Genomic DNA, 14,498 nt, shown 5'->3' with positions numbered 1-14,498 from the left:
CCCTGCGGGTGCTGCCAAGCGGACCTTCGGCGGACGGCGTTCTACTGCTCCTGCTCTCCGGCATCTCGGGGGTTGTCGTCGCGTGTCTTTCGAGTGAGGGGGAAGGGCTCGAAGTTGTCGTTGAGCCCGATCGGCGTGTTGTCCTTGCTCCACGAGGTCAGCACCTCGCCCCGCTCGCGCTTTTCCCTCATACGACGCTGCGATTCCTCCCCCCTGGCCCATACTTCTGGACTCACGTCTTCCGGCTTGGTCATGTACTGGTCGATCAGTGCTTGCCGCTCTTCTGGAGTCATGCTGGTCACTGTCCTTTGTCTCGCATGTGGATGTGGATCTCGTCGCCGACTTGCTTGAGTTGTTCGACCTGGAAGCGGTTGCCGTTCTGGAAGAGCACTTCACGTTCGGTGGGGTTCAGTGATTCGAGGTCTCGAGCGTGCTGCGGGTCTTCGATGGTGAATCGGACCTTGTTGGGTTTGTCCGCGCCGTGCTCGGTGAAGTAGTCCGGTGGCGGCTCCTTGCTGGCGCTGGTGAAACCGGGTTCCTCGATGGTCTCGCCGGGGCGGTAGCGCTCCAATATCTGTCCGAGAGCGTCGTCGCTGACGGCCATGTCCCGATACGCTTCCGGGGTGTCGGCGGTGTTGACGCGGGGCATGTCGTCGAGGGCGCCGCGCAGCAGGTTGACCTCGGGGTTCATGTAGTTCTGGTCGAACGCGTCCCCCTCGCGCAGCGTGTGGTTCAGCGTGTTGGCGTCCACGCCGACGTAGCGGCGCAGCGAGACGGCCTTCTCATCGTCCAGGTGCGCCAGCTCCGGATGTTCCTCACGCACCCGTGCCACGTTTTCTTCCCACGGTGTTTGCATCCGGTTCTCCACCCGGTCCCGGAAACTCTGCCGATCCTCCGCCGAGACCTCGGAACGCTCGCCCGCAGCCGGGTTACCGTCCGGGCCACGGTCACCCAGTCCCTGCTGTGCGGGCTCGTCGAGCGCGGTCGTGGGCGAGTGCTCCGGATACTTCGACTCCCCCGCATTCGGCGACGACGGTGGTTCGGATTGCGGGGCGATCCGGTCCGAGTTTGCGCCGTGATCGGGGCTCGGGCCCGGGTCCGGGGTGCGCTCGACCGGGGGTGCGAGGCGGTCTGAGTTCGCACCGGCGTCCGGGAGGCCGCGGTCGGCGCCCATGCCGTTGTCGGGTGTGTGGTGCAGGGGTGTCGGTTGCCAGTGCTTGGTCCCGCCGGTTTCCCACGGTGCCGGAGGCGGATTCGACGGCGACGGCGGCTGCGGCTGCTGGGCCGGGGTGTGTGCGTCGGGGCCGGTGCGGGATGGGGGCGGGAGATCGTCCATACGGCGACCCGCGGTGCCGAGATCACTGGCCGCATCAGCGAGCTGGTGCGCCCCCCGCCCGAGGCGGGAGGCCGCACCGGCGCCACCGGCCAGCGACAGCAGCGCGTCCGGCACCATGGCCCCGGCTGCCCGCGCCGGGTCGTTGCGCCACCCGTCCACGTTGACCACGGTCTTGGCCGCCGCGTAAGGATCCTGAACCGCGCTGACCAAGCCCATCGCCATCGTCGTCTGCGCCTCGCCATACTCCGCCGGGTGCAGGAGATAGTAGGGATCGAGCGGGTTCTGCCGCAGCATCATCCCCATACCGAGCACCGATTCGCCGACACCGGCGTAGAACGAGCCCACCCCCCGAGCGAGGTTCTGGGTGCCATCGACGAGGTTCTCTTTGAGCCGGGTCAACAGCCCGGGCTCGGGTGGGGCCTGTTCGGCGGCCGCGCGCACGACCGCCGCCGCCCGCTCACCCGCATCTTCGGCCGCCGCTTGCGCATCGGCGATCGTCTGCTGAGCCGCTGCTCGATCACCGGCGGCGGGATCCGTGAACGATCCGGGGGCCGCGCCCGGGGGTGGTCCGCCGGCATTCGCCGAGGCGACCGCGGTGTTATAGCCCTCGACCTTGGCGTCGTGCGCCTCCCGGGCGGCCTCGCTGGCCGCCTCCGCCCGTTCCAGATCCTCCTTGGCGCGCTGGGCCTTTGGCTTCGCCTCGGCCAGCACCTTCTGGTAATCGGCCACGGCCTTGCCCGCATCCGCATACGCGTCGGCCGCGGTGAACCACTTGGGCACGGCCACGTTCAGATAGTCGTGAGCGGCGTCGGCGGCCTGACCGTGCCAGCCACCCGTATCGACCTTCTTGAAGCCCTGCGCGGCGCGCTCGAACGCCGACCCGAGCGTGGTCAGGAACTCGGCCAGCTCGCCCGTGGCGGCCGGATCACCCGGCACCAGGTCCTCGTCGATCAGGCCCACGGCTTGGCCGGCATCGGTGAGTGTGTCCTGACCCCACTCGACGAGGTTGTTCCAGTCCTCGCCGAGCGAGGAATCGTTGGTGACCATCAACGATCACCGACCGAGGGCACGTCCCAACCGGTGACCTGTTCCACGCGCTGACCCGACTGCTCGGTCATCTCCACGAACGATTCCACGCTGTAGTCCGGAGTGGTTGCGTCGCGAATCTCCGACCACGACTTCTCGCTCCACTGCCCCATCTCACCCGTCGGGTCACCGAACGAGAGCTGCAACCCGTCCTTGAGCAGACCAATCGCCTCGTCGTCGACCTTCTGATACCAGGCACGCGTGTCCGAGAGCGCGTCGGCGGTGTCCACACCGTCGTCGACGAGGTAACGCACACCCCACTCCCAGCGGGCTCCGAAATCCCCCAGCGCCTCGGCCAGGCCGTCGTGCCCGACCGACATCGAGCCTTCCCACACGCGCTTTCTCATGCCCATGCCCTCTTCGCCGATCTCGGCGACGGCATCACGCACACCCTGCTCGGCCTGCTGCAGGGCGGCCAGATCCACCCCGAACGCCTCATGCCCCACGCTGATCAGCCCCCGGGCGCGCGAGGCGGTCGGAGTTCGCGCTGACGTCCGGGCCCGGTTCCGGCTCGAGCTTCGACGGCAGGGCCAGCACGTGATCGGAGACCGGATCGAGCACGATCCCGGTGCCGCGCGGCAGCTGCGGCAACAGCTCGTCGAGCACCTCCGCACCCGTCAACGACCCGTAGGTGATCTCAGCGCTTCCACGTCCACTGGCTTGAGCGAATCGAGCCAGCAACGTTCGGGAAGAGAACAACGGTAGCCAGCGCAAACCCTCAGCGCGCAGAGTGCGCACGACACGGTCCCCGCCGCCGGAAGCCACCTCGGTTTCCAACCACAGCGGCGCCTTCTGTAGCAAGTTCATCACGCGGTCCATCACGTCGTGGCCCCCCAGTACCTCACGCACCGCCGCAATCAACTCAGGAGATGGGTGTTCGTCGAGCGCCTCTTCGTCCCATGCGGACGGTAAACCCAGGGTAGTCGGCACGTCCGGTACGGACGCCGAATCGAGCGAGTTCAACGTGCCTTCGAAGCGGACGAAGCGCGGCCGCTCAGCCATGCTGCCGTCCGTCGCGATGGGGCGCTGCAACACGGTTCCTTCCTTGCGATGCCATCACCCAAGGGAACCATGACTGACGCTGGCACCGATTCGCACACGATCACACTAGGCATGATCATTATCACGCGTCCGTCCCCTCACGCCACGAGGGCGGTCACGAGGTCGTCGCGGGTGCGCCGACGCCAGGCCGAAGACGCCGCGCAAGCGGTTCGAGATGGACGTTGACTACGCCCACCACCGAGCCGATTCCCTCGCTGAGCTCGCACACCGATGAGCTCCGGACGCCCCGGGGCGCCACACCTTTGCGGTTCGCAGCGGTCTTTCGGCTGTCACGGTTCACGCTGGGGCGATCTCGATCCTCTGACCGTAGACCACTGTATCCCCGGACTTGATCGTCGGACCGGGGCTGCTGCAAGTGATCTCGTAACCGGATGGGGTCGTATCGGTGACCCCAGTGATCGACCTCCCCTGCGCGGTCGCGCACCGGGGTTTGAGGCGCTCAGAGGCCTCGATTCCTTCCCGTAGTTTGTCGGGCTTGCCCTGCCAGATGTGTTCTGCGGTGATGTCGAAAACCATGAACACCGCGTCGGTCGCGTCCTGCTCCGTGGTCTGCTCACCCTTACCTGCCGAAGCTGCGGTGCTGGCGTAGAGGGTGAACGATTGGAGTTTGCCGCTCGGCTGGAAGAGGAACGTATCGTAGTTGATCGACGCGCGAATCGTGTGGTTCTGGTTGACGTTGTCTTTCGCTTCGCACTGTCGCGGTTTGAGCACGGTGGAACCGTTGTCACCGCGTTCACCTTCCCGCAGGCACTCCCATCCATCGGCGCCGACGCTGTCCATGACCGAGTCAGGATCGTAATCCGCTGGAAAGCACCGCATCTGTTGCAGGCGGTCGGGGTCGCACGGCACGGGTGCACCCGGCGGCGCAGGGGGTGGTGGCTCGTCACTGGTGGTGTGGATCGGTGCCGGAGTCGGCTGCGCCGTCTGCTGGTCGTCCTCGATCAGGACGCGGACTATCCCAACGAGCATGAGAACGCAGAAAATCCCGGCCAGCCCCACCAGCGGAACGACGATGAACGGCCACTTCTTCCGTTTCCTCGACAGCGGACGTGCCTGCGCTCCCCACTCCCATCTATGTCCTGCTTCTGGCGGCCTGCCCGGCGAGCCTGACTCATTCCACCCTGACCGATCGGACACGGGATCCCCCAACGCTCAACATTACGGCGGAGAGCATCGTACTGGGCGGGATCTGCCGGCACGGCGAGTTTGCTCGAATTTGAGCGTTCTGCACCGACGTCGCGACACACTCCGACCTCACCAAAGCGGCGACGGTTAGATCCAGCGAACCCTCCGCCCCTCACACCGCGAGGGCGGTGGCGAGGTCGTCTCGGGTGCGGCGGGCGGCGGAGCGGAGGTCGTCGATGCCGGGGCCGCTGCCGAGGACCTCGCGGGCCGTCGCAGGCAGGACGTTCGGCAGCGCCGGGCCGAAGACGCCGCGCAGGCTCTGCACCATCGCCCCCTGTGCGCCGATACCAGGCGCGAGGATCGGACCGTTGAGCTTGGACAAGTCAAGCTCACCCGGCTTCATTGTCGCGCCCGCGACCACCCCGACGTAACCCATGGGTTCCGCCCCCGCGTTCGTGTCCGAAGCGGCGTCCACGATGGACTGTGCGACCGGGCGGGAGACCGCGTCGCGAGACTTCTGGAGCTCTTGGCCCTCCGGGTTCGACGTCCGTGCGAGTACGAACACGCCGCGGCCGGTCTGCTCGGCGATGCCGATCGCCGGGGCGAGCGAGCCGTACCCGAGGTACGGAGAGACCGTCAGCGCGTCCGCCGCCAACGGCGAAGTGTCCGCCAGGTACGCGTTCGCGTACGCGGTCATCGTGGAGCCGATGTCGCCGCGCTTGGCGTCGAGAATGACGAGCGCACCCGCCGCACGAGCCTCGACGATGACCCGCTCCAACACGGCGATGCCGGCCGCGCCGTAGAGCTCGAAGAACGCCGACTGCGGTTTGAGGACGGCGACCTCCCCGGCCAACGCCTCCACCGCCGTCATCGCGAAGCGTTCCAACGACCCGGGCGACTCGTCGAGCCCCCACGCCTGAATCAGAGCCGGATGCGGGTCGATGCCCACGCAGAGCGCTCCCCGCGCGGCGACCGCGTCGGCGAGGCGCTGGCCGAAGTTGGGGCGGGTCGTCGTCATTCAGGCTCCTTGATCGAGGTTCGTGCGCAGCGCGGCCTGCAACGCCTGCAACGGACGGACCCCGATGTTGCCGCGGATCGCCGCTTCGATGCCCTGCACTGCCGCAGCTGCACCTTGCACCGTCGTGATGCACGGGATGTCGCGCGACACGGCCGCAGTGCGAATTTCGTAGCCGTCGACCCGGGGAGCCGGATTGCCGTACGGGGTGTTGATCACCATGTCGACCTCGTCGGCCCGGATGAGGTCGATGACGTCTCGGGCGTCCTCCGACTCCGGGTCGGTGTGCTTGGCGACCACCGTGCACGGGATCCCGTTTCGTGCCAGCACACCCGCCGTGCCTGCCGTAGCGAGGATCTCGAAGCCCAGGTCCGCAAGTCGCTTCACCGGGAACACCATCGACCGCTTGTCCCGGTTCGCCACCGAGACGAACACCCGTCCGGAGGTCGGCAGCGAACCGTACGAACCGGTTTGCGACTTCGCGAACGCGGTGCCGAACGAGGTGTCGATACCCATGACCTCGCCGGTCGACTTCATCTCCGGGCCGAGCAGCGAGTCCACGCCGTGCCCCTCGGGTGTCCGGAAGCGGTGGAACGGCAGCACCGCCTCCTTGACCGCCACCGGGGCATCGATCGGCAGATCCGCACCGTCACCGGTGGGCGGCAGGATGCCCTCCGCGCGCAGGTCGGCGATCTTCGCGCCGAGCATCACCCGCGACGCCCCCTTCGCCAACGACGCGGCCGTGGCCTTCGACACGAACGGCACCGTGCGGCTGGCACGCGGGTTCGCTTCCAGGACGTAGAGCACGTCGTCCTTGAGTGCGTACTGCACGTTGAGCAGGCCGTGCACGCCGATGCCGCGCGCGATCCTCTCGGTCGAGCGCCGCACCTTCTCGATGTCCTGCGGTGCCAACGTGATCGGCGGCAGCGCGCACGCCGAGTCGCCGGAGTGGATCCCGGCCTCCTCGATGTGTTCCATCACGCCACCCAGGTACACGTCGGTGCCGTCGCACAGGGCGTCGACGTCGATCTCGATCGCGTCGTCGAGGAAGTTGTCCACCAGCACCGGGTGTTCCGGCGTCACCTCGGTGGCGCGGGCGATGTAGTTCTCCAGCGACGCCTCGTCGTAGACGATCTCCATCCCGCGCCCACCGAGCACATAGGACGGACGCACCAGCACCGGGTAGCCGATCTCGTCGGCGATCCGTTTGGCACCCTCGAACGACGTCGCCGTCCCGTACTTCGGCGCCGGCAGACCGGCGTTCGTGAGCACGTCACCGAACGCGCCGCGCTCCTCTGCCAGATGGATCGCCTCGGGTGCGGTTCCCACGATCGGCACGCCCGCCTCGGAGAGCCGCTGCGCGAGGCCCAGCGGCGTCTGCCCGCCGAGCTGCACGATCACACCCGCGACGGTGCCGGAGGCCCGCTCGGAGTGCACGACCTCCAGTACGTCCTCGAACGTCAACGGCTCGAAGTACAACCGGTCCGAGGTGTCGTAGTCCGTGGAGACCGTCTCCGGGTTGCAGTTCACCATCACGGTCTCGTAGCCGCGACCGTCGTTGTCCGGGGCGTTGCGCAAGGCCATCGCCGCGTGCACGCACGAATAGTCGAACTCGATGCCCTGCCCGATCCGGTTCGGGCCCGAACCGAGAATGATCACCTTCGGCTTCTCGTGCTGCTCGGTGACCTCCGACTCCGCCGCCGGATCGAGCTCGTAGGCCGAGTAGTGGTACGGGGTCTTCGCCTCGAACTCCGCCGCACAGGTGTCGACCGTCTTGAACACCGGCCGCACGTTCAGCCGGTGCCGCAACGACCGCACCCCGTCCTCGCCTGCCAGCTCCGACCGCAGCGCGGCGATCTGGCGGTCCGACAGACCGGCCCGCTTCGCGCGACGCAACAATTCCGCGTCGAGCACGGCCGCGTCCACCAGCTCCTCGCGCAGCTCGACCAGCGACGCGATCTGGTCCAGGAACCACGGATCGACGGCGCACGCCGCGTGCACGTCCGCGATCGACGCGCCCCACCGCAGTGCACGCTCGATCGTGTAAAGCCTGCCGTCGTGCGCGGTGCGCAGGTCGTCCAGAGTGGACTCGAGCGTGGCTTTCTCCGGGTCAGGCTTCGTCCAGAAGCCCACCCGCGGAGTCTCCATCGAGCGCAGCGCCTTGTTGAGCGCCTCGGTGAAGTTGCGGCCCAACGACATCGCCTCGCCGACGCTCTTCATCGTCGTCGTCAACGCCGGGTCCGCACCCGGGAACTTCTCGAACGCGAACCGAGGCACCTTGACCACCACGTAGTCCAGGGTCGGCTCGAAACTCGCCGGCGTCTCACCGGTGATGTCGTTGCGGATCTCGTCCAGCCGGTAGCCGACCGCGAGCTTCGCGGCGATCTTGGCGATCGGGAAACCGGTCGCCTTCGAGGCCAGCGCCGACGAGCGCGACACCCGCGGGTTCATCTCGATCACGACCATGCGCCCCGTCTCGGGGTGGATCGCGAACTGGATGTTGCAGCCGCCGGTGTCGACGCCGACCTCGCGCAGCACGTCGATGCCGACGTTGCGCATGTTCTGGTACTCGCGGTCGGTCAAGGTCATCGCGGGCGCTACCGTCACCGAGTCACCGGTGTGCACGCCCATCGGGTCGACGTTCTCGATGGAACAGATCACCACCACGTTGTCGGCGTGGTCGCGCATCAGCTCCAGTTCGTATTCCTTCCAGCCGAGGACGCTCTCCTCGATGAGCACCTCGTGCACCGGGGACTCCGTCAACCCCAGCGAGGCCATGCGCTCCAGGTCTTCCTGGGTGTGCGCCATGCCCGAACCCAAACCGCCCATGGTGAAACTCGGACGGATCACCACCGGCAGACTGTGCTTGTCGACGAAGGAACGCACCTCCTCCATCGACTTGCACACCGCGCTCTCCGGCACTTCGCCGCCGATGGAGCGCACGATGTCTTTGAACCGCTGCCGGTCCTCACCGCGCTGAATCGCCTCGATGTCCGCGCCGATCAGTTCCACGCCGTAGCGCGCGAGCACGCCCGCCTCGTCCAGCGCCATCGCCGTGTTCAACGCCGTCTGACCGCCCAGGGTCGCCAGCAGGGCGTCCGGCCGCTCGGCGGCGATGACCTTCTCCACGAACTCCGGCGTGATCGGCTCCACGTAGGTCGCGTCCGCGAACTCTGGATCCGTCATGATCGTCGCGGGGTTGGAGTTCACCAGGCTGACCCGGATGCCCTCCTCCCGCAGCACCCGGCACGCTTGCGTGCCGGAGTAGTCGAACTCGCACGCCTGCCCGATCACGATCGGACCCGACCCGATCACCAGGACGTGCTCGATGTCAGTGCGCTTGGGCATCAGCGGGCCTCGCTCATCAGGTCTGCGAACGTGTCGAACAGCGGCGCGGCGTCGTGCGGACCGGCCGCCGCCTCCGGGTGGTACTGGACGCTGAACGCGGGACCGTCGAGCAGCCGCACGCCCTCCACGGTGTCGTCGTTCGGGCAGTAGTGGCTGATCTGTGCCGTGCCGAAGTCGGTGTCGAACCGCTCCCCCGGCTCGCCCTGCACGGCGAACCCGTGGTTCTGCGCGGTGATCGCGACCTTGCCGGTCGCCACGTCGATCACCGGGATGTTGATGCCGCGGTGCCCGTAGCGCATCTTGAACGTGCCGCGACCGAGCGCGCGCCCGAGCAACTGGTTGCCGAAGCAGATCCCGAACAGCGGCATCTTCCGCTGCAGGATCTCCCGGCACAGTTCCACGCCGTGGTCCTGGGTCGCCGGGTCGCCGGGACCGTTGGACAGGAACACCCCGTCCGGCCGCACGGCGAGCAGATCCTCCACAGTGGACGTCAGCGGGAGGACGTGGACCTCCATACCCCGCTCGGACATCATCCGCGGCGTGTTGGACTTGATGCCCAGATCCAGCGCCGCCACCGTGAACTTCTTCTCCCCCAGAGCGGGAACCACGTACGGCTGTTTCGTCGTCACGTCCCCGGCCAGGTCCGATCCGGTCATCTCGGCACTCGCCCGGACCTCGGCGACCAGGTCCCCGTCCGAGCCGACCGCCTCGCCGGAGAAGATCCCGGCCCGCATCGCGCCCTGTTCCCGGATGTGGCGTGTCACGGTTCGGGTGTCGATGCCGGAGATCCCCACGATTCCCTGCTCTCGCAGCTCGTCCTGCAACGAGCGGCGCGAGCGCCAGTTCGACGGCACCCGCGCGGGATCGCGGACCGCGTAACCCGCGACCCAGATCTGCCCGGACTCGTCGTCCTCGTCGTTCCAGCCGGTGTTGCCGATCTGCGGGGCGGTCTGCACAACGATCTGCTTGTGGTACGAGGGGTCGGTCAACGTCTCCTGGTAGCCGGTCATCCCGGTCGAGAACACGACCTCGCCGAGCGTGCGGCCCACCCGGCCGTACGACTCGCCACGGAACACCCGGCCGTCTTCCAACACCAGTGCCGCCGGTACGTGTGCGCTCATTCCTCGCCCTCCTGCCGTGCGCTCGCGGACTCGCTCTGCGACACCGCAGTGGAGCCGTTCTCGGTGCGGTCACCGTCGTGACCGTCGTCCTCTCGGTGCGCGAGTCCGGCGATCGTGTTCGCCCACTCGCGCTGGTTCGGGGTGTCGTCGCTGCGGAAGCCGGTGTCGAGCGTGTGCGCCCCGAGCTGCCAGGTCACCACCAGTAGTCCCGCGCCGGGAACGACCTTGTTCGCCAGCTTGTGATCCACGCGGGCGTCCACGATGGACTGTTTCGGAATCCACACGGAACTCGCTCCGTCGCGGTCCAGGAGCACACCGTCCGCGCTCGCGTGCGCGGTCGCGTTCGCGCGATGGCCGATGTCGCCGACAACGATCCGGTCCTGCCAGTCGCCGGAACGTGTCGTGCCGACGTAGAGCCCGGTCACCGGAGTGAGCAGGTCCTCGACCATCGCCCCCGGGGCCGTCGGGAACTCCGGGACGTCCTGCTGCCGCCGCGCGCGATTGCGCCAACCCCGATACATCCCGAAGAACACCAGCGCCGCCAGCAGTACCAGCGCCAGCACCCACAATGCGCGTTCCATCTACTGCCTCGCCTTGCCCTCGTGCGCGGTGATCCTGCCGCGCAACATCGTCGTGAGCACCCGACCGGGCAACTCCATCCCCTCGAACGGAGTGTTCGCCGCGATGCTCGCCAGCTCCTCGCCCCGCACCGTCCAGCGGTGCTCCGGGTCGACGAGAACCAGGTTCGCCGGCTCGCCCTCCGCGATCGGACGTCCCTGGTCGCCCAGGTTCGCGATCCGGGCCGGGTTCTCGCTCATCACCCGGGCCACCCCACGCCAGTCGAGCAGCCCCGGCACCACCATTGTGCTCGCCACCACGCCGAGTGCGGTCTGCAGACCGAGCATTCCCGGACGTGCCGCCGACCACTCGCAGCACTTGTCCTGCGCCGCGTGCGGGGCATGGTCGGTGGCCACGCAGTCGACGGTTCCGTCGGCCAGCGCCTGCCGCAGCGCCTGCGCGTCCGCGTCGGTGCGCAGCGGCGGATTGACCTTGTTCACCGGGTCGTAGGTCTCCAGCAGCTCGTCGGTGAGCAGCAGGTGGTGCGGCGTGACCTCGGCCGAGACCGTGCCGCCCCGATCCTCGCCGGACTTCCACCAGCGCAGGATGTCCGCGGTTCCCCGCGTCGAGACGTGGCACACGTGCAGCGAGCCGCCGGTGTGTCCGGCGAGCAGGCAGTCGCGGGCGACGATCGACTCCTCGGCGGGAGCGGGCCAGCCGGTCAGGCCGAGCCGGGCCGCGTTCGGCCCCTCGTGAGCCTGCGCGTCCACCGTCAGCCGCGGGTCCTCGGCGTGCTGGGCCAGGACACCTCCGAGCGCCCCGGTGTACTCCAGGGCTCGCCGCATCAGCAGCGGATCGTGCACGCAGAGGCCGTCGTCGGAGAACACCCGCACACCCGCCGAGGACTTCGCCATCGTGCCCATCTCGGCGAGCTTCTCGCCCTTCAGGCCCACAGTCACCGCGCCGACCGGGTGCACGTCGACCAGCCCCACCTCGCGGCCGCGCCGCCACACGTGCTCGACGACCACCGCGTTGTCGGCGACGGGGTCGGTGTTGGCCATCGCGAACACCGACGTGAACCCGCCGAGTGCCGCGGCGACCGAGCCGGACTCGATCGTCTCCGCGTCCTCGCGCCCCGGTTCGCGCAGGTGCGTGTGCAGATCGACGAAGCCCGGTAGTGCGATCGCGCCGTCGGCGTGCACGATCTCGTCGGCGTCGACGTCGATGCTCGCCCCAACCCGGGCGATCATGCCGTCCTCGACGAGCACGTCCACCGGCTCACCCTCGCCGTAAGGCCGGACCTCTTTCAGCAGCACCCGCTCAGTCATCACACCGCCTCCGTTCCACACGACCACCAAGCTGAGCGCCGCAGCACGGCGTCATGCCGTCAGGCAAGCGGCGCGAGCCGCTTCCACCACCCATGCAACCGGACCACCCCGGCAAGCCGACCAGGACCTCCGACATCACGCGGACTCCTCCCCCGCCAACAAGTGGTAGAGGACGGCCATCCGGACGTGCACGCCGTTGTTGACCTGCTCGGTGATGGCCGACTGGGGCGAGTCGGCGACCGCGTGCGCGATCTCCATCCCGCGCAGCATCGGGCCCGGGTGCAGCACCACCGCGTGCTCCGGCAGGGCGGCGAGCCGCTTGTCGTTGAGGCCGTACGAGATCGAATACTCCCGCTGTGACGGAAAGAACCCGCCGTGCATCCGCTCGGCCTGCACCCGCAGCAGCATCACCGCGTCCAGCGTCGGCAGCACCGGGTCGAGCTCGTGGTGCACCTGGGCGCCCCAGTCCGCGACGCCCGCGGGCACCAGCGTCGGTGGCGCCACGAGCACGACTTCTGCCCCGAGCGTGCTCAGCAGGTGCACGTTCGAGCGCGCGACGCGGCTGTGCAGCACGTCGCCGACGATGCCGATCCGCCGTCCCTCGAGGCCGCCGAGCCGGTCCCGCAGCGTCGCCGCGTCCAGCAGCGCCTGCGTCGGGTGCTCGTGCATCCCGTCACCGGCGTTGACGACCCGCGTTCCGGCGCCGTCGAACCAGTGCGCCAGCCGGTGCGAGGCCCCGGATGCCGGGTGGCGCATGATCACGCAGTCCGCTCCGGCCGACGACAGGGTCAGCGCGGTGTCACGCAGTGACTCGCCCTTGTTCACCGAAGAACTGCTCGCCGACACATTGATCACGTCCGCGCTCATCCACTTGCCCGCGATTTCGAACGACACCCGCGTCCGCGTCGAGTTCTCGTAGAACAGGGTGATGACCGTGCGTCCGCGCAACGTGGGCAACTTGCGCACCTCACGCCCCAACAGGGTCGACTTGAGGGTGTCCGCGGTGTCGAGCACGGCCGTGGCCGTGTCGGCGTCCAATGCCTCGGTGGAGAGCAGGTGGCGCATCACTCGACTCCTTCCGGACGCCGCAGCAGCACGCCGTCCACGCCGTCGGTCTCCTCCAGCAGCACCGCGACGTCCTCGGAACGGGAGGTCGGCACGTTCTTGCCGACGTAGTCGGCGCGCAGTGGCAGCTCACGGTGGCCACGATCGACCAGAACGGCCAGCTGAACGGCGCGCGGGCGCCCCAGGTCCCGCAGCGCGTCGAGCGCGGCCCGCACGGTACGGCCGGAGTACAGGACGTCGTCGACGAGCACGACCAGCGCGTCGTCCACTCCCCGAGCGGGCACCTCGCTCGGCTCCAACGGCAGGTTCGGGCGCTGGCGCAGGTCGTCGCGGTACAACGTGATGTCCAACGCCCCCGTGGGCACGCTCACACCGCTGAAGTCCTCGATTCGCGCGCCGAGCCGATGCGCCAGCGGGGCACCGCGCCGGGGAATGCCGAGGAGCACGACGTCGCCGCCGTTGTCGAGGGCGGTCTTCTCGATGACCTGGTGCGCGATTCTCGCGATCGTGCGCGCGACGTCGCCGGCCGCGAGCAGCTCCCGCTGCCCGGCCGGGTCCGCCGCGTCCGCCGGTCGGCGTGACGCCACGGTGGACCTCCTTCCCCGCCTCACCGGACGGGTCCTTAAAGGACGTCGAGAGCCCGACGGTGGTCGAGCTGTCGGCTACGCTATCAGCGGTCCCGGGTCAATCGACCGGGTGGTGTGGCGGGACTCGCCCCACGGAGCACCCAAGACCAACTTGACCTGGTGACGCTCACGAGCGAACATTACTCTCCGTATCGATCTGAGCTTTCCTCCCCGCCGGTCGCGCTGGGCCGACGGGGCGAATGAAACGGAGAAACGCCACATGGGCGACTACGCCAAGGCGCTGGGCGGCAAGCTCCGCGCTATCCGCCAGCAGCAGGGACTCTCGCTGCACGGCGTCGAGCAGAAGTCTGGCGGTCGGTGGAAGGCAGTGGTCGTCGGGTCCTATGAACGTGGCGACCGCGCGGTGACCGTGCAGAAGCTGGCCGAACTCGCCGACTTCTACGGGGTTCCGGTGGCCGAACTCCTCCCGGAGGGCCGCATCCCCTCCGGCGCGGAGCCCGCCACGAAGGTCGTGATCAACCTCGAACGGCTCCAACAGCTGCCCGCCGAGAAGGTCGGACCGCTCGCGCGCTACGCGGCGACCATCCAGAGCCAGCGTGGCGACTACAACGGCAAGGTGCTCTCCATCCGCACCGAGGACCTGCGATCGCTCGCCATCATCTACGACATGACCCCGGGTGAGCTCACCGAGCAGCTCATCGACTGGGGGGTGCTGCCCCCGGAGGCCCGTCCCGCACGGGAGGACTGACCGGAACCGCTGTTCCCCGGCCCCGCACCCGCTACCGAGCGGATGCGGGGCCGTCACACCTACGTGTGAAGAATGGGCTTCCGCAGCTGTGCGCCGGCGACGTAGAGTAGGCGCACGGC

13 protein-coding genes are annotated in these 14,498 nt (G+C 68.4%); 1 reads left to right on the top strand and 12 read right to left on the bottom strand.

Features of this window, described 5'->3' with window-relative positions; all coding sequences use genetic code 11:
* Window positions 1–41: 41 nt before the first annotated feature.
* The 12 genes from GIY23_RS09260 to pyrR form a co-directional block, all read right to left on the bottom strand.
* Window positions 42–293: a hypothetical protein gene (locus GIY23_RS09260; protein ID WP_154076276.1), complete on the bottom strand. Its 252-nt coding sequence runs from the start codon at window positions 291–293 to the stop codon at window positions 42–44.
* A gap of 5 nt (window positions 294–298) precedes the next feature.
* Window positions 299–2,383 (bottom strand): putative T7SS-secreted protein, encoded by a 2,085-nt coding sequence (locus tag GIY23_RS09255; RefSeq protein WP_154076275.1) that lies wholly within the window; start codon window positions 2,381–2,383, stop codon window positions 299–301.
* Window positions 2,383–2,868, bottom strand: a complete 486-nt coding sequence (locus tag GIY23_RS09250; protein ID WP_154076274.1) for a hypothetical protein — start codon at window positions 2,866–2,868, stop codon at window positions 2,383–2,385. Before GIY23_RS09250 ends, GIY23_RS09255 begins: the two co-directional genes overlap by 1 nt.
* A complete protein-coding gene (locus tag GIY23_RS09245) occupies window positions 2,858–3,457 on the bottom strand; it encodes an SseB family protein (protein WP_154076273.1) in 600 nt (199 codons plus the stop codon). The genes GIY23_RS09250 and GIY23_RS09245 overlap by 11 nt, the downstream gene beginning before the upstream one ends.
* Before the next feature lie 303 nt (window positions 3,458–3,760).
* A complete protein-coding gene (locus GIY23_RS09240) occupies window positions 3,761–4,483 on the bottom strand; it encodes a hypothetical protein (protein WP_154076272.1) in 723 nt (240 codons plus the stop codon).
* Window positions 4,484–4,781: 298 nt separating this feature from the next.
* A complete protein-coding gene (gene pyrF, locus GIY23_RS09235) occupies window positions 4,782–5,627 on the bottom strand; it encodes an orotidine-5'-phosphate decarboxylase (protein WP_154076271.1) in 846 nt (281 codons plus the stop codon).
* On the bottom strand, window positions 5,628–8,972 hold the full coding sequence (carB, locus tag GIY23_RS09230; RefSeq protein WP_154076270.1) for a carbamoyl-phosphate synthase large subunit: 3,345 nt from the start codon (window positions 8,970–8,972) through the stop codon (window positions 5,628–5,630).
* Window positions 8,972–10,093, bottom strand: a complete 1,122-nt coding sequence (gene carA / locus GIY23_RS09225; RefSeq protein ID WP_154076269.1) for a glutamine-hydrolyzing carbamoyl-phosphate synthase small subunit — start codon at window positions 10,091–10,093, stop codon at window positions 8,972–8,974. Before carA ends, carB begins: the two co-directional genes overlap by 1 nt.
* On the bottom strand, window positions 10,090–10,674 hold the full coding sequence (locus tag GIY23_RS09220; RefSeq protein WP_187352072.1) for a PH-like domain-containing protein: 585 nt from the start codon (window positions 10,672–10,674) through the stop codon (window positions 10,090–10,092). The genes carA and GIY23_RS09220 overlap by 4 nt, the downstream gene beginning before the upstream one ends.
* Window positions 10,675–11,979: a dihydroorotase gene (locus GIY23_RS09215; protein WP_154076268.1), complete on the bottom strand. Its 1,305-nt coding sequence runs from the start codon at window positions 11,977–11,979 to the stop codon at window positions 10,675–10,677. It lies immediately after the preceding gene.
* 135 nt (window positions 11,980–12,114) lie between these two features.
* Window positions 12,115–13,044 (bottom strand): aspartate carbamoyltransferase catalytic subunit, encoded by a 930-nt coding sequence (locus tag GIY23_RS09210; protein WP_154076267.1) that lies wholly within the window; start codon window positions 13,042–13,044, stop codon window positions 12,115–12,117.
* Window positions 13,044–13,631 carry a bifunctional pyr operon transcriptional regulator/uracil phosphoribosyltransferase PyrR gene (pyrR, locus tag GIY23_RS09205; protein WP_154076266.1) on the bottom strand — a complete coding sequence of 196 codons (588 nt, stop codon included), beginning with the start codon at window positions 13,629–13,631 and terminating at the stop codon, window positions 13,044–13,046. Before pyrR ends, GIY23_RS09210 begins: the two co-directional genes overlap by 1 nt.
* A 259-nt stretch (window positions 13,632–13,890) precedes the next feature.
* On the opposite strand from pyrR, the gene bldD reads away from it, so the two are divergent.
* Complete coding sequence (bldD, locus tag GIY23_RS09200) at window positions 13,891–14,379, top strand: transcriptional regulator BldD (RefSeq protein WP_154076265.1); 489 nt, start codon at window positions 13,891–13,893, stop codon at window positions 14,377–14,379.
* Window positions 14,380–14,498 lie beyond the last annotated feature (119 nt).

This window comes from Allosaccharopolyspora coralli (genome assembly GCF_009664835.1).
In the GTDB taxonomy this organism is placed as follows: domain Bacteria; phylum Actinomycetota; class Actinomycetes; order Mycobacteriales; family Pseudonocardiaceae; genus Allosaccharopolyspora; species Allosaccharopolyspora coralli.
The sequence above is the reverse complement of the archived record's forward strand: the minus strand, read 5'-3'. Positions and strand labels throughout refer to the sequence as shown.